Consider the following 17,469-nt stretch of genomic DNA (forward strand, 5'->3'; position numbering starts at 1 on the left):
TCAATTCACTTCCTTACCCGGGCCTATGGACGGACTTCAAAACGACGCGCTCGCTCTCCTCAGAGAGAAATTTGCGACGTTGAGCCCTCGATGGCGATTGAGAGCCGATAGCAACGCACTCGAGCTGAGCCCGATTACCGGACCGGCAGTCGAGTCCGTCATGCTCACCGACGAACAGGCTGAGAAAATCCGCGCACTGACTGGCGTGACGTCAACGCTTTCGATCGACGTCACGCTCGCCGGCCATACAATGCGCCTGTATCTTGTCGGTCGCAAACTCGACCGCACTGCGTGGGGCGGCACAGGATCGCCCAGCACCAACAGCGAAGCAGTGGCAAACGATCTCGCGCGCGGGCTGTCGTTCGCCGAGACCGTGTTGTCCGAAGTGAACTCGCTGGTGGTTATCGTGAACCGCGAAGGGAGCATTCAACGGTTTAACCGGCTTGCGGAAGAATACGCGGGGCTGCGGGAAACCGACGTCATCGGCAAGAACGTGTGGGACCTGTTCATGTCCGCGGAGGAGGGCAGTGCCTCGCGACAAAACATCGATGGTTTTTTTAACCGGGGGGAGGCCTACGCGGTCGAACGTACGGTGAAAACCGTCAGAGGGCCGCGGCTCTTTCAGTTTCGCAACAAGTTTGTGCGCACCGGTAGTCGCGAAGACGATATTTATCTGGTGTGCTCGGGCATCGACATTACCGAAGAGCGCGACGCCCGCGAACGCCTCGCCAAACTGGCCAACACCGACACGCTGACCGGTTTGCGCAATCGCAACTATCTGACGCAACGCCTTCAGGACCGGATGTCGAAACCGGAGAGCATCGGTACGCTGGCCATTCTGCTTATCGATCTCGACAACTTCAAACGGATCAACGACTCGCTTGGGCACAGCGACGGCGATCAACTGCTGAAGATGGTCGCGCAGCGGCTGCATCGCGTCGCGGGCGAACATCACGAGGTGACCCGCATAGGCGGCGATGAGTTTGTGATTCTCGTCGAGGGCGAGGCTGCCCCAGGTCGCGCAAGCGAGTTGACCGAGCGGATCGTCGAAGACTTTCAGATGGCTTATGTGCTGCGGGCGATCAGCTACCGGATGCGCGCCAGCGTCGGTATGGCCGTGCATGAGCGGGTGGAAGACACGGAGTTCGATCTGCTCACACATGCCGATCTCGCGATGTACGCAGCGAAAGCCGTCGGTAAGGGCAAGGACATCAGCGCGTTTTGTCAGTACACGCGTGAGCTGTCCGAGCGTGCGGAGCGCGGGCTCGAGTTCTATCAATCGATCCAGTACGGATTCATTCGCAAGGAATTCGTCTTGCAGTTCCAGCGTATGGTTCGCGCCGACGCAGCGCCGTGCGGCGTACATGCTTCCGTGTGCTGGAATCGGCTGGGCGTGGGTGCGGTCAGCGAAAACGAACTGCTGCCGATGGCCGAATCGTCCGGCTTCGGTGTGCAGCTTGGCGAATTTCAGTTGCGGGAAGTGTGCGCGGAAATTCGCGCGAGACGCGACGCAGGGTACGACACGCCGTGTGTCACCGTGACGATCCCATCGACGCAACTGAGCGATGGCGACCTGCTCGGTTGTGTCACCGACAACCTGCGTGAGTACGGGCTGGAACCCGGGGCGCTGCGGCTCGTCATTCGCGGGCGGCTCGATCAGCTTGCGCATGGCGTGATCGACAAGCTCGCAGCGATCCGGACGGCCGGCGTGAAGGTGCTCGCCACGATCTCGTCGAGTTCGTCCTTTTCGAATGTGACGATCGCTTCTGTCGATGGCCTGTTCGTCGGACCGGATCTGATGGAAGCGATACCCGGTGATCCGGTGGCGTGCGCGGTGGTGAGGGGGCTGGTTGGCTTGTGCGAAGAGCTGGGTCTCGACGTGCTCATCGCAGAAGCCGGGCGGCAGGATCAGATCGACTGGCTGGCAAAGCTTCGCGGCGTAGAGCGGAGAAGCGGGTCTTTCCATGAGGCTTTTCCTGAATGAGGAACAGCCCTCGATGTAAGGAAGCGTAATGCACGCCGGTGTGTCTCAGACGATCCAGCCAGGAAAGCTCTACGAAGGCGAATGCGAGGTGTTCAAGGAACACGTTCGCCTGTGCCTCGCGCTCGACGCGTCGGGCTTCGTCATCGAGCGCGAGTTGCGGCAGCGCGATGGCACGATCTTCAACCAGGTCGTGCCTGTCGACCGTGAGGCGGATCTTTTCGACTTCTCCGCGGCCGATCCCTACGAACCCAAGCTGCAGCGCATCTATGAAGCGCTGCGTCGGCACTACGTCGAAGCCAGCGCACTCGAATTGCCACCGGTGGACCACGGCGACCCGATACACGCCATCGGCGAACTGGCCGCGTGCCGCTCGGAAGGCCAGTTGCTGTTCAAGGCCCGCGCGATCGTCGCGGCGCTGGGCGGCACGCAGTTCGTCTATCAATGGCTTCGCTTCGACGGCGATAGCACCGCCAGCGGCGATGCGATGGAAACCCGCTACCTGGCGGGTTGCCGGCCGGCGTGGCTGCAGCAGTACCTTGCCCGGCTCTGGTACATGAACGATGCGTGGATCGTCTACGCGCGCAACAACATCGCGCCTGCCGTCACGTCCCAGATCAACCTGCACCGGGAAGACCACTGGTTGAGGACCGAGGCGAAAAGCCACGGTTTTGTCAGCGGCATCGTGTTGCCGGCGCATATCAATCGCGGGCTGATCGGTGTGCTCCAGGTCAGCAACGACATCGCGGCGCCGGCCGGCGAGCAGACGCTGTGGGAGAACCGCGTGCTCCTGCGCGCGCTCTCTGCCGCGTTGCTCGACTGGCAGGTGAGCCACGTACGCAAAACCGCCGAGTTCGCGTATCACCTCACCGCGGACGAAACCATCGTCCTCAAGACCTTGCGATATGGCGGCGATGCCGGCAACGTGGCCGAGCAGTTCGGCATCTCCATTCACACGGTGTACAAGTCGATCTATCAGCGCATCAATCGAAAAATCGGCGTGTCGCGGATCAACGAAGCGGTTGAGAAAGCAACCATCGCTGGGTTGCTCGATTAGGTTCGGTTTCTTACGCGAACCCTGCGGGGTGTGGGATCAGATCAGGCGATCCGTGCCGTTGGGAAGATCGATGGTGGATCGCTTACGAATTGCGACTCTTGCATTCGCCACGAGCGTTCCGGGATACTGCGAGGACGAGGAACAGGTTGCATGCCCACTCAGCATAGTTATTGATCGCGCGAGATTTCATGGTCAGGTGTTTTTCAGAGACGCGTTCGTCGCAGCCGTATCAGGTCGAATCATCAAGCGATCGTCGCTGGAAAGAACGCGCGGGTGACGGTTCTGCTTTGCGCGGCCAGCGCTGGGCGCGCACCGATGCAACCCTCGATCTGCGCGGCACGACGGACCCTCAAAACACGAACGGACGCCCGGCGATTTCAACCTGGGCAACGCTCGAAAACGACCGCCTGTACTGGGCAGACCGGGTTGCCTGGATCATCTTGCTGCTCTCGGTGACTGCCTGCGTCGTCCTGCTCGTCTACGTCGTCTATGACAGCCGCGCGGACCACGATCTAACGACACCGTTTGCGGAAGCAACGGCGCGGACAACCGCGGAGATCGACTCCGCGGAGCTGTCGGATCATGACCTCTCCGATCTCTCTGACCTCGAAGGGATGAAGCATCCGATGGCCGGATGCTCCGGTGCTAACGCTGCGGCAGGTGCGCGCCTGCCAGGCAACAATGACTGCACGACAACGGTGGCGGCGCGGGTTGACAGTGCGCCTAGTGAGGGGCAGTGAAGGTTAATCAAGTAAAGCCGAAAACGCAGCGGGTGACCGATCCGCCGATCACTGTGGCGCTTGCTGCTTCTGCAGATACGCCCGCACGTCGCTCATCGACACCCGCCCCGTATGACCGGTATCAATTGCGTCGAAGTGTTCGGCGACATAGCCAAGACCGCTGCTTTGCGCCTGCGCTTTCGTGATCGATGCGCCGTTACTGAGCGCCGTGTTGGCGCCGAGCTGCGCTTCGACTCGCTGCTGCGCCTGCTGTTGCAGCGACGCACCGGTGGACGGGAGCACGGCCGGCACACGATTCTGCGGGAAGAACGGGCCGTCGACACCCCCTCGTCCCTGAGGCAGCGTCACAGGCTCCACCGCTTGAGGCGGTAGCGCATGGGCGCAACCGATAACCGTGCCAAGCACGATCAACGGCGAGAACCGTCGTAACAATCCAGCACGAGACATGATCACTCCCATCGAATGGGTGAAGTGGGGCGCATAAGAGCCAGTATCCCACCATCGCTCAGGGTGCGGCTGCCTGGGTCGTCGGCGTGCTGCCGGTCGGTGTGCTGGCCGCGGCCTCGTCTTGCCATGCGTGAGGCAGAGTCCACAGCGTCAGCGCGCCCGGAACCGGCCGGCCGCGATAGAAACGCGTGAGATCCGCTTTCATCTGCGGACGGGCTGCGTCATCCAGATAGGTCATATGTCCGCCCGGGAAGAAGCTGACCTGCAGGTTCGGATTCAGGCCCGGCACGGTCTGCAACCGCGCCAGCTGCTTCTCGGTGTTGAAGAACGGCGCGGCCAGATCATAGAAACCGTTTTCCGAGAACACCGCAAGCTGCGGATTCAGCGTCAGCGCGCCGAGCAGATCGGGGATCGTGTCGGCTAAGGCCTGTCCGGCGTGCGAGTAGTTCCAGCTGAAAATGATGTTGGTGTTAAACGGTACGTAGGTCGCGTTCGGCGCTGTATAGCCGAGGTAGTCAGGCATCTCGGTGGCCAGTGCGTTCGCGAATGGCTGCTCGACCAGAATATCCGATGGGTCGGAATCGCTCTTCAGCCGCGGATCGGAAGTCGGCAGCGACACGCGTCCGTCGTACCGGCCAATTTTCGAGCCTGGTATCAGACCGGTCGAGTAAGGCGTCGCGCTGAAGTAGCCTTGCAGCGCCTGCATCGTCAGGCTGGACGGCAATGCCCACGACTGCAGCGTCTGCGTAGAGGGCAGCACCGGCGTACCGAGGGCGTTGGGTGCGCCAATCTGGCTGAGCGTCCACGACTGTGAATAGCTCTGGAACGCATGGTATTGCGCCGTGGTGAACAGCTCCATCTGCAGGGCATAGAAGCCCTGATTGATCGGTGCCGGCGAGACCTGGTCGTAGTACGCCGCGACTTCCGCGTAACTCGGCAGGTAGCCGGCCAGGGTGTCCGTCGCGAGCGCGAGGCCGGCGGGGAAGTCCTCGATGGCAGCGTCCGTCGCATCGGCGAACAGATTCAGGATCGAGGATTGCAGCACGATACCTGTCAGATGCACGCCGGCGGATTCGAGCGCGAGTGCCAGCGTGTCGGTACGCGCCGTGCCGTACGACTCGCCGTAGAGGTACAGCGGCGACGCGCTGCGATGGTTGACCGCGATATAGCGCTCGATAAAGTCGCGCATCACGTTGACGTCCGAATCGAAAGTCCAGAACGTTTTGTTCGTGTTCGGCAGTACCGCTTCGGAGAGCCCCGTTCCCGGCGGATCGATGTACACCAGGTCTGTCGTCGCGATCAGACTGTCCGCATTGTCGACGCGCGGGTAGTTCGGCCAGTTGCCGAACAGCGGGTCGGGGGTGGCGACCCGCGTCGGCGCGAATGAACCGAGATGCAGCCAGATCGCCGACGACCCCGGGCCGCCGCTATAGATGAAGGTCACCGGTCGCGGGGCGCCGTTCGTGCCCGGCGCGGTGTACGCGAAATAAGACATCGATGCTTCGGCGTTGCCATTCGAATCCACTGCGCTCAGATGGCCCGCAGTGGTCGTGTAGTTGACCGTGGTCTTGCCGGACGTCCACTGGTGTTGCATCACGGCAGCGTTCTCGGTGACCTGCGACGCGGCGAGGCCGTCGGTTGCGCCCATCGAATAGGCCACCGGATCGACATACGGTTGATTGCCAGCCGCCGGACCGGCTTGCGAGTTAGCGGTCTGCTTCAGGTTCGCTGCGTTGCCGGACGATGAGTCTCCATCCCCTCCGCCACATCCCGCGAGTACCAGGACGGCGATCGTCATCGCACCCAGTACGGCCAGGCGGCTGTGCTGGCGATGACTGCTGTCAATACCCCTGCTGTTTCGTTTCATCTTGATGTATTCGGAATGTAGAGTTGATAATGTAAAACGCATTAAATGCAGATTTGAGTGCATCGGGAAAATAGGCCAGGCAGTGAGATTCTGTCAAATCACTCGAATAACAGGAAATATGCAGGTGAAATGATCTAGCACGGAGACTGGAGTCCAGTGTCGACTGATAAAGGCTCAATTACAGCGGTCAGAGGGATTCTCGGGGAGCCACATTTCCGATTTATTATCGAGCCATAGATTCATGTAGATTAATTTTCTTTCAATGTGCTTTCGTCAAATTTATGGGCTCGTAAAATTCGAAAGAACTGAAGATTGGATACTCATTAATTATTCAGCGGACATAATCCGGCACACGATGTAATTCCGGTTGTCGACCCATAGAAGGGAAGCGCAGTCAGGCTTCGGATGCGATCGATATAACGATTGATCGCTTTGGCGCCGATGCGTCCGTTGCTACGATGGCCCGTTGATTCGTGAGGCAACGACGCCAATGACCAAGGTCCGCAACCCATCTCCCGCTATACCCACTTCACGCAGCCGCCGCCGTTTGCTGGGCGGGCTTGCCGCAGGCGGACTGATCGCCGCGCGCCGCGCCGGTGCCGCAAACTCGACGCTCCAGCCACTCGACGTCGCCCCGTGGAGCCGCACGCCCGGCGCACCGATACACGAGCACCCGTACGGATTACCGTCATCGCACGAGTCCGACGTCGTGCGTCGCAGCGCGCGCACGTGGCCACTACCGGGGTCCGCTTCATCGATGACGCCGCTAGCGGACCTGTACGGCACGATCACGCCGAATGGCCTCGTCTACGAGCGGCATCACGGCGGCGTGCCCGATATCGATCCCGATCAGCACCGCCTCGTGCTTCACGGCCTGGTGCGCGAACCGAAGCTGTTCACGATGGATGATCTGGTCCGGCTTCCGTCCGAATCGCGCATTCACTTCATCGAATGCTCGGGCAATACCGGCAGCGAATGGAATGGACCGAGCGGCCAGCCGGTGCAACTCACACACGGTTTGCTGTCGTGCTGCGAATGGACAGGGGTACGTCTGTCGACCTTGCTGGAAGAGGTGGGCGGCCTGTCGACGTCGAACGGTGGCCGCGGCGGCTGGATGCTCGCCGAGGGCGCGGATGCCGCGGCGATGACGCGCAGCCTGCCGCTGGAACGTATTCTCGATCGGGCGCTGGTCGTCTATGCGCAGAACGGCGAGCGCCTGCGTCCGGAAAACGGTTATCCGTTGCGCCTGATCGTGCCGGGTTTCGAAGGCAACACGAACGTCAAATGGTTGCGTCGTCTGAAGTTCGTCGATGCACCGCTGCAGACTCGCGAGGAAACCTCGAAGTACACGAGCCTGATGGCGAACGGCACCGCGCGTCAGTTTGCGTTCGAGATGGATGCGAAGTCGGTGATCACGAAACCGTCTCCGGGGCATCGCCTGACCACACAGGGCTATTACCCGATTACCGGTCTCGCATGGTCGGGGCGCGGGGCGATTCGCAAGGTGGAGGTATCGACGGATGCGGGTGCGACGTGGCAACTGGCGCGCCTCGATGGGACGCCGCGCGATCGCGCGTTGACACGCTTTTCGGCGGACTGGCTCTGGCAGGGTGCGCCTGCCGTGATCCTGTCGCGTGCTACCGATTCGACCGGTTATGTGCAGCCCACGCGAGAAGCGCTGGTCGCCGCGCGCGGGCTGAATTCGCAGTATCACTACAACGCGATCCAGCAGTGGCGTATCGACGCGAGTGGCGAGGTGCGCAATGCGTAGTTTCCTGCGGCGCGGACTTGTCGTAGCGGGTCTTCTCGTCGTCGGTGGATCGTTTGTGCCGGGCGCATATGCAGCACACGACATCGGCACACCGTTATCGGAGCAGGACATCGCGCCATGGAACATCGACGTCGCGCCCGATGGTCGCGGCTTGCCCGCTGGTAGTGGCGACGTCGCGGCAGGCGCGCACGTGTTCGCGGCTCAGTGCGCTGCGTGCCACGGTGCGCAAGGACAAGGTTTGATCGGAGACGCGCTGGTGGGCGGGCAGGGCACGCTCGCGAGTGCGAAACCGAAGCGTACGGTCGGTAGTTACTGGCCGTATGCCACGACACTGTTCGACTATATCCGCCGCGCGATGCCGTACAACGCACCCGAGTCGCTGTCCGCCGACGAGGTGTACGCCGTTTGCGCTTTCCTGCTCAATCAGAACGGTATCGTTCCCGCCGATACACGCCTCGATGCGCAGTCGCTACCGGCAGTGAAGATGCCAAACCGCGGCGGATTCGTCGTCGATCCGCGACCGGGGCGCTTGTGATGATTAGTGCTGCAGGCCCCAACGACGCACGGTCACCCGCTCGAGCGTATCGAACACCAGATGCTCGATCAGCAGACCGATGACGATAACCGCCGCGAGCCCCGCGAAAACCCGATCCGTATACAGCTCATTGCGGTTCTCAAAGATGTACCAGCCGAGACCGCCGCTGCCGGAACTCGCGCCGAACACGAGTTCGGCGGCGATCAGCGTGCGCCAGGCAAAAGCCCAGCCGACGCGCAAGCCGGAGAGTATCGACGGCAGCGCGGCCGGCACGAGAATCGACAGGACGTGACGCAAGCCCGTTAGCCCGTAGTTACGACCCGTCATGCGCAACGTCGCCGGCACTGCCTGGAAGCCTGCATACGTATTGAGCGCAAGCGGCCACAGCACGGCGTGAACCAGCACGAACAGCAGGCTGCCGGTCCCGAGACCAAACCACAACAGCGCGAGCGGTAGCAGGGCGATCGACGGTAACGGGTTGAACATCGCGGTCAGCATGGTGAGCAGATCGCGACCGATGCGGGTCGACGCCGCCAGCGAAGTCAGCACGAACGCGAACGCCACGCCGAGGAGATAGCCGCGCAGCAGTACCGACATCGAGTTAGCGGTTTTTTGCAGCAACTCGCCGGACAGGATGCCCTGCACGAATGCACTGAGTGTCGCTGTGAAGGTCGGCAGCAACAGATCGTTATCGACGGCACGCGCCGCGAATTCCCATATGACCACCAGCACGAGCGCAATCAACGTTTTGCGCAGCCAGGCTTGCGCAAAAATCCGCTTGCCCAGCGGCAACGGTGCTTCGATCGCGATATCGCCGAGCGGCTCGAGCGGGCGTTCGTATTCTTCGCGAACGGGCGGCAGCAGACTGGCAGGCAAGTTCATTGAGCAGACTCCGTCGGTTCGAACAGCAGGCGATGAATGCGTTCGGCGCTGCGCTGAAAATCGCTGCGCCCAGTACTGTCCTGCGTGTATTGATGGCTGTTGAGTTCGGCGCGCACCCGGCCCGGATGCGGCGACAGCAGCAGAATCCGGTTGCCGACGATCAACGCTTCTTCGATCGAGTGTGTGACGAACAGCAGCGTGAAGTTCACTTCTTCCCACAGACGCAGCAGTTCTTCCTGCATCTTGCGACGCGTTAGCGCATCGAGCGCCGCGAACGGTTCATCCATCAATAGAACGCGCGGCTGCATCGCGAGTGCACGTGCAATCGCCACACGCTGTTTCATCCCGCCCGACAAGGTGTGCGGATACGCTTTCGCAAACGATGCAAGCCCGACCTTGTCGAGGTAGTGCAGGGCACGCTCAGTGGCTTCGGCGCGTGAGAGTTTTTTAGCCACGCGCAAGGGAAACACGACGTTTTGCAGCACCGTCTTCCATGGCGGCAACTGGTCGAACTCCTGGAACACCACGATCCGGTCGGGGCCTGGCCCGTGCACCGGTTGTCCATCCAGCGAGATGGAGCCGGAGGTCGGTTCGATAAAACCGGCGACCGCTTTGAGCAGCGTCGATTTACCGCAACCCGACGGGCCGAGCAGCACGAAACGATCGCCCCCGTAGACGTCGAAACTGACCTGATGGGTTGCACGTACGATTCGTTCGCGGGTGCGGTATTCGAGGTTCACCCGGTCGACGACGAGGAGTTTGTCGCTGGTTTGCGGACTCGCTGCGATCGCAGCAGGAAATAAAAGCGTGGGATTGGCCACCATCAGATCGATCCAGGTGAATAGGTCATGCCGACATGCAAGCGCAGTGTCAGCTTCCTGCGGCCGTGGCAGGGTCATCGAAGAAGTAGTCCTTCCATGACTTCGGTTCGTTTTTGATCGCGCTGACCCGGTACATAAATTGCGCCAGTGCGAACGTATTCTGCGGTGCGACCTTGAACTGCACCTGCGGATTCCTGATCACCTTCAACAACAGGTTGCGATCGATCTTCGACTGGTTCACGCGGATATAGATGTCGGCAGCGGCCTCCGGATTGGCCGTGACAAAGCGCGCTGCATCGGCGAGTGCATCGACGAACGCGCGATACGTCTTCGGATTGGCGTCGCGGAATTTCTCGGTCGCGTACAGCACGGTCGCCGAACTAGGTCCACCGAGCACATCGTAGGAACTCAGCACGATGTGCGCCTTCGGATTGCCCGCGAGTTCCTGCTCCTGAAACGGCGGATTACCAAAATGCCCGGTGATCTCCGTGCCGCCAGCGATGATCGCGGCAGCCGCATCGGGATGCGGAATCGCCTGCGTAAACTTGTCGAGGCGGTTGTAGTCCTTGTCGCCCCACTGCTTCGCCGCAGCAAACTGCAATACCCGCGATTGCACCGACACGTTGACCGCCGGGACCGCGATCCGGTCTTTCTCCGTGAAGTCGGCAATCGTTTTCACGTTCGGGTTGTTCGACACGAGGTAGTAGGGCAGATTGCCGAGCGAAGCGACGCCCTTAACGTTCTGCCTGCCGTGGGTGCGATCCCAGATCGTCAGCAACGGGCCGACGCCTGCGCCCGCGATATCGATGGCGCCGGAAAGCAGCGCGTCGTTGACCGCTGCGCCACCCGACAGCCTGATCCAGTCCACCTTGATATCGAGTCCCTGCTTGCGTCCCTCGCTCTCGATGAATTTCTGGTCGCGCGCGACGTTCAGCAGCAGATAGACGACGCCGAACTGCTCGGCGATGCGGATCTGTCCTTCGGCACGCGCGGGTGCCGCGGCGATGAGGCTGGCCGTGGTTCCGATTGAAAGTGTGAGCAGGGTTGCGACAACGCGACGCGCGAAAGACGACGCAACCGCGGTCGGGAGAAAAGTGAACTGCATCGGTACTCCGGTCAGCATGTGAATGAATCGAGGCGAGCTTGCCGTCCGAACGGCATGTCACCTGTCTTCGTTCAGTCGGAGCGTAGACGCCAGACCGTAGGTCGTGGCGCGATGCGCCAAATCTACCGGCGCACAGGGGAGAGAGCAACGAAGCAAATCGGATACGTTTATCTGTTGCAGTGATAAACCGGATGCTGCCCTGGAGATAACGCGATCTCGCCAGCGGGCAACCCGCGGATAAAAACAAGCCGTCTACCGTGCATCGTCGTCCTTCGATCGATCTGGTATAATTAGCGCCCAAACGCGGTTGACGCCGGACAGGCGTCTCAAAATCAGACAGACGGGGACAGGATGTAATGGACAAGCACCGCATCGCAGTGCTGGATGACGACCCCGAGGTGCGTCACTGGCTGCAAGGTTTGCTGGAGGAAGCCGGGTTCGCGGTTTCCGCGGTCGAGAACTCGTCAAGTATGCAGGCGCGATTGCAGGCGGCGCCGCATTCGCTCGTCATCCTCGATCTGAAACTGCGTGGCGAGGACGGCCTGACAGTCGCCCGGGAGCTGCGCCGCAAATCGGATATGCCGATCATCATGATCAGCGGTCTCGGCGACGAGACCGACCGGGTATTGGGCCTCGAAACAGCCGCCGACGATTTCGTCACCAAGCCGTTCTCCGGGCGCGAACTGCTGGCCCGCGTACGCGCGCAGTTGCGGCGTACGACCGAGCTGTCGATACCGCGTCCATCCGGCGCGATGGCGAGTGGGCCGCGGTTCTCGTTCGGCGGCTGGTTGCTCGACCTGGCGGCCCGTACGCTGACCCACAATGGCGACGAATGCACGCTCACCCAGGGCGAATTCGCGTTGCTTGCGGCGATGGTGCAGCAGCCGTCGCGGATCTGGTCGCGCGACCAGTTGCTCGAACACACCCGGGGTGTCGATATCGATGTCTACGACCGGACCATCGACGTGCTGATCCTGCGCCTGCGCCGCAAGATCGAGCCGAATCCTGGCCAGCCGGTGTATATCCGGACGCAACGTGGCGTCGGGTATATGTTCTCCGCCACCGTGACCCGGTTGTAGTCCGATGTGGGCTGCGATGTGGGCCGCTCTCAAGACGCACGCGCTGCCCGTCAGCGTGCGTGCCAAGCTGGTTGCGACGTTTCTCGTCCTGTTCGGCATCACGCTTGCCGTGGTCGGTGTCGGCGTGCTCGGGATGCGCGCGAATCAGGACGCACTCGACGAATACGAGGCCAACGTCGTGCCGGAGATTGCACGGGCGCTCGAACTCTCCGACAAGGTCGCCCAGCTTGCCGCGGTTGCGCCAGGCATGACGCTCACCGATTCGGCCGATCTGCTGCATAACGATACCGAGTTGCTGAGCGGGCTGCTCGGCGACATCCGGCGGCTCTCGCCTGGCCAGTCGAAGCAGGCAGCCGACAATCTCGCCGTCACCGACGAACTCGATGCCATTGATCAGGATCTCGCGCGCCTGCTGGTCGTCTCCGCCCGCCAGCGGCGGCTGCGCGAAGAACTCGCTGACCTGCGCTCGACCACCGATCAGATCGGCGACGCGATCATGCGCAGGAAAAGCGTGTTCGCGCAAAGCGCACCGACCTTGCTCGAAGTCTGGGCCCGCACGACGAGCGCGCTGCAGGCCGCCAATGCAGCCGAACTCGGCGCGGCCGAGGGTGACAACGAGGCATTGTGGTTGCAGGTGCAAGCGCGCGGCGAGGATGCGCGCCAGCCAGAGCTCGCCGAGGCGCTCGCGCAGGTCGACAACGGCCCGCGCAACGCGTTCGCGGTGCGGCGCGAGTTCCTGTCGAGCGAGGCGCAGACCGGTTATCTCGTGACGCTGCTGCGCGGACACTCCGATCACCTGAGCGGCAAGGCGGCCCGCTACGTCGAGCATTTGCGGCAGATCGCGCGGGAGCGCAGCGACGAGGTGCGCAAGGTGGCGCTATCGAGCCTGTCCGGTCTCCTGCTGCTCGCGATCGCGGGCGTGGCGGTCGCGCTCGTCGGGGTGGCCTATGTGAACCGGATTCTGCAGAAACTGCAGGCGATGACGCGCGTGATGGGGCGGCTGGCGGCTGGCGATACGTCTGGCCAGATGCCTTCCACGCACCGGCCCGATGAAGTCGGAGAACTGGCGCGCGCGTTCGAGATCTTCCGCACGAACCTGCTCGACAAGCAGCGTCTCACGCAAGGCATGGAGGCGCAGCACCGGCTGCAGGAGTCGGTACTGAATTCGATGAACGACGGTGTGTCCGTACATGACGGTTACGGACGGCTGATCGCGTGGAACCCGACCTTTGCGATCCTGCTGGGATGTGCGCCCGGCGTGCTCCATGCGGGCATGCCGCTGAATATGCTGCGTCGCCGGGTGGACCGGCCCGCGCGCTGGCGACAGGTATCGCACAAGAGCGCCACCTATACCGTGGATGGCGCGCGGATTGCCGCATCGGCGGAGTTTCATATCCAGAACCAGCGGATTCTGGAGTTTCACAGCCAGCCGCTACCGGATGGCGGCTGGGTCGCCGTGTGCCGCGATGTGACGAGCCGGCGCGCGGTGGAAGCGGAGTTGCGGCAGGCCCAGAAGATGGACGTACTCGGCCAGTTGACCGGTGGCGTGGCCCACGATTTCAATAATTTCCTGGTGGCGATACTCGGCAATCTCGAACTGTTGCTGCCGCGTTTGCAGACTCAGCCCGAAGCACTCGTGATGACCGAGCGCGCGCGTCGCGCCGCAGAACGGGCATCGCGGCTGACGCGCCGGCTCCTCGCGTTCGCGAGGCGCCAGCCGTTGCAGGCGGAGCGCATCTCGGCCGAGACGATGCTGCTCGAAATGCTCGACCTCGTCGAATACTCGGCGGGGGTGCAGGTGAGCGTCACGCTCGATCTGCCGGGTGAACCGTTATGGGTCAACGTCGACCGCGGGCAACTGGAGAATGCGGTGCTCAATCTCGCGCTCAACAGCGCGGCTGCGATGCCGCATGGAGGCACGCTCACGCTGTCCGCGTATCGCGCGGCGCCCGCGAGCGGCATCGACGGTGTGGCGCACACGGTCGTGCTGGCGATAGACGATACCGGCTGCGGCATTGCGCCGTTGCTGCTCGACAAGGTGATCGAACCGTTCTTCACCACCCGGGCGGCGGGCGAGGGCAGTGGCCTCGGTCTCAGCAGCGTGTATGGCTTCGTGCGACAGAGCGGCGGCGATCTGCGGATCCACAGTACGCTCGGCCAGGGAACGCGCGTCGAACTGTGGCTACCCGCGAGCGATGCGCCTTCCCACGTCGCAGCGGTGCTGACCGAAGCGCCGCGAGCGCTATCGCAGGCGATGGATGCGCACGTGCTGGTGGTAGAGGACGACGCTGACGTGCGGGAGACCGCGCTGGCCCAGTTCGCCGCACTGGGCGCGCGCGCCAATGCCGTGGCGACCGGTGCGGACGCACTGCATTGGCTCGACACGCACGGCCCGGTGACGTTGGTGCTGTCCGATATTTCGCTCGGTGCGAGCGGCAGCGGGATCGAGTTTGCCGCCGAGCTGGCGCGGCGCTGGCCGCTCCAGCAGATTGCCTTGACGTCGGGGCTGCCGCCTGAAATGCATCAGACGCACCCGGACTGGAACCCCGATCTGCCGTTCATCGCGAAGCCGTTCAATCTTGACACGCTCGCGGCCTTGCTGCGCCAGGGGGCTCGCACTGGATCCCGCGTCGCCGTCACCACCCGTCGTGACCTCGCCTGACATTATGGCATCGCCCGATTGTTTCGATTGTTAACAGCGCGACCCTCTCTCGAAATTTTCGATTAACCCAGCTCGTGTCTGATACACCCACGCGACAGACAGCCTTGCACCCACGGTGCCGCAGCGGTCGCAGAAGAAACAAACAAAACATGGAGACACGGATGATGACGATCAGGACAGGTCTGCTGACAACGGCACTGACACTAGCGCTGGCGCTCAGCGTCGGCCCGGTGGCTGCGGCGACGTTGCGCATCGCTTGCGGCTCGGCGGGCGTAGACCAGGATATCTGCCAGGTATCGGCGAAGCACTGGGCGGAGAAGACCGGCAACCAGGTCGAGTTCATCAACATGCCGAACAGCTCCAGCGAAACCCTCGCGCTCTATCAGCAGCTTCTCGGCAGCGGCTCCGACAAGATCGATGTGATGCAGATCGATACGGTCTGGCCGGGCATCCTCGCGAATCATCTGATTGACCTCAAGCCGTACAGCAACGGCCAGGAGAACCAGTCGTTCCCGAGCGTGGTCGCGAACGATACCGTGAACGGCAAGCTGGTCGCGATGCCGTGGTTCATCGATACAGGACTGCTGTACTACCGCACCGACCTGCTCGAAAAACATCACCTGAAAGTACCCGCCACCTGGGAAGAACTGGACGCCACCGCGCGCAAGATCCAGAGCGCCGAGCGGGCTGCGGGCAACGAGAAAATGTGGGGCTATGTCTGGCAGGGTCGGGCGTATGAAGGGCTCACCTGCAATGCGCTCGAATGGGTGAGCAGCCACAACGGCGGCGACGTGATCGACGGCGAGGGCCGCGTGACAATCGACAATCCCGCCGCCGCGCGGGCACTCGATCTTGCTGCAAAGTGGGTCGGTACGATCAGCCCGCGCGCGGTACTGAACTACGGCGAGGAAGAGGCACGCGGCGTGTTCCAGTCGGGCAACGCGCTGTTCATGCGCAACTGGCCGTACGCGTGGTCGATCGCTAACAGGAGCAACAGCCCGATCAAGGGCAAGGTCGGTGTCGCGCCGTTGCCGAAGGGTGGTGCGGACGGCCGGTCGAGCGCAACGCTTGGCGGCTGGCAGCTCGCCGTGTCGCGCTATTCACCGAACCAGAAACTGGCCGCCGATCTGGTGATGTACCTGTCGAGCGCAGAAGTGCAGAAGATGCGCGCGGTTCAAGCCTCGTTCAATCCCACCATTCCCGCGCTCTATTCGGACAAGGACGTACTTCAGGCCAACCCGTTCATGGCGGAACTGCTGCCAACCTTCAACACGGCTGTGGCGCGTCCATCGACCGTGACGGGATCGAAGTACAACCAGGTCAGCAACCAGTTCTGGAACGCTGCGCACGACGTGCTGGCGGGCACCGACAATGCGTCGGGCGCACTTACGAAGCTCGCGGCTTCGCTCAAACGACTGGCTCCGAACGGCGCCTGGCGCTGACATGGCGCGGACGGCTCGCGGCAGTTGAGCGCCCCGAGCCTGAGCGCCCAGGCGGTTCCCACATTCCCAAGACAGGCAGGGCCTGGTGACGCCTCGCGCGCCAGGCCGACTGGAGGAAACCGATGAGTAGCGGAAGTCTTTCTATTCACACGCCCACGTATAAAAACGCTTCGGCCAGACCCGCCGGATCGGGTCTCGCACGTGCGCGGCGCCGCCAGGCGTGGCTCCTGATGTTGCCCGCGCTGCTGATGCTGGCAGCAATCGCAGGCTGGCCGCTCGCCCGTACGATCTGGTTCAGCTTGACCGACACACAGTTGTCCGATCTGTCGACGCACCGGTTCGTCGGGCTCGCCAACTACATCGGCGAGGGCGGCGTGCTGCGTGATCCGTCGTGGTGGCAGGCTGTCGCGAACACGCTGGTTTTCTCGATCGTCTCGGTTGTCCTTGAAACGTTCGCCGGCCTTGGCGTCGCGATGCTGCTCGACACGCCATCGCGCATCCGTACCTTGCTACGCGCGGCGGTGCTCGTGCCGTGGGCCATTCCTACCGTCGTGTCCGCGAAGATCTGGAGCTGGATGTTGAACGACCAGTTCGGCGTGATCAACGCGATCCTGATGAATCTCCATCTGATCAGCGAGCCACTCGCCTTCACCGCAGATCCCCAACTCGTGTTCCCGACGATCGTCTTCGTCGACGTGTGGAAAACCACACCGTTCATGGCGCTCCTGATGCTGGCCGCGCTGCAGACAGTGCCGCGCGACTGCTACGAGGCAGCACGTGTCGATGGAGTACCGCGCTGGCGTGTGTTCGTGCGCGTGACCTTGCCGCTCATCATGCCTGGCGTGCTGGTCGCAATGATCTTCCGTTCGCTCGACGCGCTGCGCATATTCGATCTGATCTACGTGATGACGTCGAACAGCCGGCTGACCAAAAGCATGTCGGTGTACGTACGCGAACAACTGATCGATTTCCAGCAGGTGGGCTTCGGCTCAGCGGCGGCCACGCTGCTCTTTCTGATCGTCGTGCTCTTCACGTCTGCCTACATGCTGATAGGCCGTAACCGCATGCGGGGGCTATGAC

14 protein-coding genes are annotated in these 17,469 nt (G+C 62.3%); 9 read left to right on the forward strand and 5 right to left on the reverse strand.

All coding sequences use genetic code 11. The features are described from left to right. The first annotated feature begins 97 nt into the window (after nt 1-97). From BWP39_RS21020 to BWP39_RS21030, 3 genes are all read left to right on the forward strand, one after another. Nucleotides 98-1,984, forward strand: a complete 1,887-nt coding sequence (locus tag BWP39_RS21020) for a diguanylate cyclase domain-containing protein (RefSeq protein ID WP_207557005.1) — start codon at nt 98-100, stop codon at nt 1,982-1,984. Between the two features lie 40 nt (nt 1,985-2,024). After that, nucleotides 2,025-3,038, forward strand: coding sequence for a helix-turn-helix transcriptional regulator (locus BWP39_RS21025; protein WP_207557006.1), 1,014 nt, complete (start codon nt 2,025-2,027; stop codon nt 3,036-3,038). Between the two features lie 188 nt (nt 3,039-3,226). Then, nucleotides 3,227-3,778, forward strand: coding sequence for a hypothetical protein (locus BWP39_RS21030; RefSeq protein ID WP_096723721.1), 552 nt, complete (start codon nt 3,227-3,229; stop codon nt 3,776-3,778). Between the two features lie 48 nt (nt 3,779-3,826). Here BWP39_RS21030 and BWP39_RS21035 read toward each other — a convergent pair whose 3' ends face one another. Further along, entirely contained in the window at nt 3,827-4,225 is a 399-nt protein-coding gene (locus BWP39_RS21035) for a hypothetical protein (RefSeq protein WP_207557007.1), read from the reverse strand. A gap of 58 nt (nt 4,226-4,283) precedes the next feature. After that, on the reverse strand, nt 4,284-6,092 hold the full coding sequence (locus BWP39_RS21040) for a S10 family serine carboxypeptidase-like protein (protein ID WP_096723725.1): 1,809 nt from the start codon (nt 6,090-6,092) through the stop codon (nt 4,284-4,286). A 490-nt stretch (nt 6,093-6,582) separates the two neighbouring features. Here BWP39_RS21040 and soxC point away from each other — a divergent pair, with 490 nt between their 5' ends. Together soxC and BWP39_RS21050 are read left to right on the forward strand one after the other, a co-directional pair. Next, complete coding sequence (gene soxC, locus BWP39_RS21045; protein ID WP_096723727.1) at nt 6,583-7,863, forward strand: sulfite dehydrogenase; 1,281 nt, start codon at nt 6,583-6,585, stop codon at nt 7,861-7,863. Beyond that, nucleotides 7,856-8,398, forward strand: a complete 543-nt coding sequence (locus tag BWP39_RS21050; protein ID WP_096723729.1) for a c-type cytochrome — start codon at nt 7,856-7,858, stop codon at nt 8,396-8,398. Before soxC ends, BWP39_RS21050 begins: the two co-directional genes overlap by 8 nt. A gap of 3 nt (nt 8,399-8,401) precedes the next feature. Here BWP39_RS21050 and BWP39_RS21055 read toward each other — a convergent pair whose 3' ends face one another. Genes BWP39_RS21055 through BWP39_RS21065 form a run of 3 tightly spaced genes read right to left on the reverse strand, consistent with a single transcriptional unit; the run spans nt 8,402 to nt 11,206 of the window. Then, nucleotides 8,402-9,280 carry an ABC transporter permease gene (locus BWP39_RS21055; protein ID WP_096723731.1) on the reverse strand — a complete coding sequence of 293 codons (879 nt, stop codon included), beginning with the start codon at nt 9,278-9,280 and terminating at the stop codon, nt 8,402-8,404. Beyond that, nucleotides 9,277-10,104: an ABC transporter ATP-binding protein gene (locus BWP39_RS21060; protein WP_096726064.1), complete on the reverse strand. Its 828-nt coding sequence runs from the start codon at nt 10,102-10,104 to the stop codon at nt 9,277-9,279. The genes BWP39_RS21055 and BWP39_RS21060 overlap by 4 nt, the downstream gene beginning before the upstream one ends. Nucleotides 10,105-10,150: 46 nt before the next feature. Beyond that, on the reverse strand, nt 10,151-11,206 hold the full coding sequence (locus tag BWP39_RS21065; RefSeq protein WP_096726065.1) for an ABC transporter substrate-binding protein: 1,056 nt from the start codon (nt 11,204-11,206) through the stop codon (nt 10,151-10,153). Between the two features lie 356 nt (nt 11,207-11,562). Here BWP39_RS21065 and BWP39_RS21070 point away from each other — a divergent pair, with 356 nt between their 5' ends. The 4 genes from BWP39_RS21070 to BWP39_RS21085 all read left to right on the forward strand — a co-directional run bounded on the left by BWP39_RS21070 (nt 11,563) and on the right by BWP39_RS21085 (nt 17,468). Beyond that, complete coding sequence (locus tag BWP39_RS21070; protein WP_096723734.1) at nt 11,563-12,285, forward strand: response regulator; 723 nt, start codon at nt 11,563-11,565, stop codon at nt 12,283-12,285. Between the two features lie 16 nt (nt 12,286-12,301). Continuing rightward, complete coding sequence (locus BWP39_RS21075) at nt 12,302-14,947, forward strand: PAS-domain containing protein (protein WP_096726066.1); 2,646 nt, start codon at nt 12,302-12,304, stop codon at nt 14,945-14,947. Between the two features lie 161 nt (nt 14,948-15,108). After that, nucleotides 15,109-16,389: an ABC transporter substrate-binding protein gene (locus tag BWP39_RS21080; RefSeq protein WP_207557008.1), complete on the forward strand. Its 1,281-nt coding sequence runs from the start codon at nt 15,109-15,111 to the stop codon at nt 16,387-16,389. Nucleotides 16,390-16,511: 122 nt separating this feature from the next. After that, a complete protein-coding gene (locus BWP39_RS21085; RefSeq protein ID WP_096723736.1) occupies nt 16,512-17,468 on the forward strand; it encodes a carbohydrate ABC transporter permease in 957 nt (318 codons plus the stop codon). The last annotated feature ends 1 nt before the right edge of the window (nt 17,469 follow it).

The organism is Paraburkholderia acidicola, from assembly GCF_002362315.1.
Classification (GTDB): domain Bacteria; phylum Pseudomonadota; class Gammaproteobacteria; order Burkholderiales; family Burkholderiaceae; genus Paraburkholderia; species Paraburkholderia acidicola.

Coding starts and splice junctions, on each gene's coding strand:
- BWP39_RS21030 (WP_096723721.1), top strand. CDS start 3,227: ATGGTCAGGTGTTTTTCAGAGACGCGTTCGTCGCAGCCGTATCAGGTC.
- BWP39_RS21035 (WP_207557007.1), bottom strand. CDS start 4,225: ATGTCTCGTGCTGGATTGTTACGACGGTTCTCGCCGTTGATCGTGCTT.
- BWP39_RS21040 (WP_096723725.1), bottom strand. CDS start 6,092: ATGAAACGAAACAGCAGGGGTATTGACAGCAGTCATCGCCAGCACAGC.
- soxC (WP_096723727.1), top strand. CDS start 6,583: ATGACCAAGGTCCGCAACCCATCTCCCGCTATACCCACTTCACGCAGC.
- BWP39_RS21050 (WP_096723729.1), top strand. CDS start 7,856: ATGCGTAGTTTCCTGCGGCGCGGACTTGTCGTAGCGGGTCTTCTCGTC.
- BWP39_RS21055 (WP_096723731.1), bottom strand. CDS start 9,280: ATGAACTTGCCTGCCAGTCTGCTGCCGCCCGTTCGCGAAGAATACGAA.
- BWP39_RS21060 (WP_096726064.1), bottom strand. CDS start 10,104: ATGGTGGCCAATCCCACGCTTTTATTTCCTGCTGCGATCGCAGCGAGT.
- BWP39_RS21065 (WP_096726065.1), bottom strand. CDS start 11,206: ATGCAGTTCACTTTTCTCCCGACCGCGGTTGCGTCGTCTTTCGCGCGT.
- BWP39_RS21070 (WP_096723734.1), top strand. CDS start 11,563: ATGGACAAGCACCGCATCGCAGTGCTGGATGACGACCCCGAGGTGCGT.
- BWP39_RS21075 (WP_096726066.1), top strand. CDS start 12,302: ATGTGGGCCGCTCTCAAGACGCACGCGCTGCCCGTCAGCGTGCGTGCC.
- BWP39_RS21080 (WP_207557008.1), top strand. CDS start 15,109: ATGATGACGATCAGGACAGGTCTGCTGACAACGGCACTGACACTAGCG.
- BWP39_RS21085 (WP_096723736.1), top strand. CDS start 16,512: ATGAGTAGCGGAAGTCTTTCTATTCACACGCCCACGTATAAAAACGCT.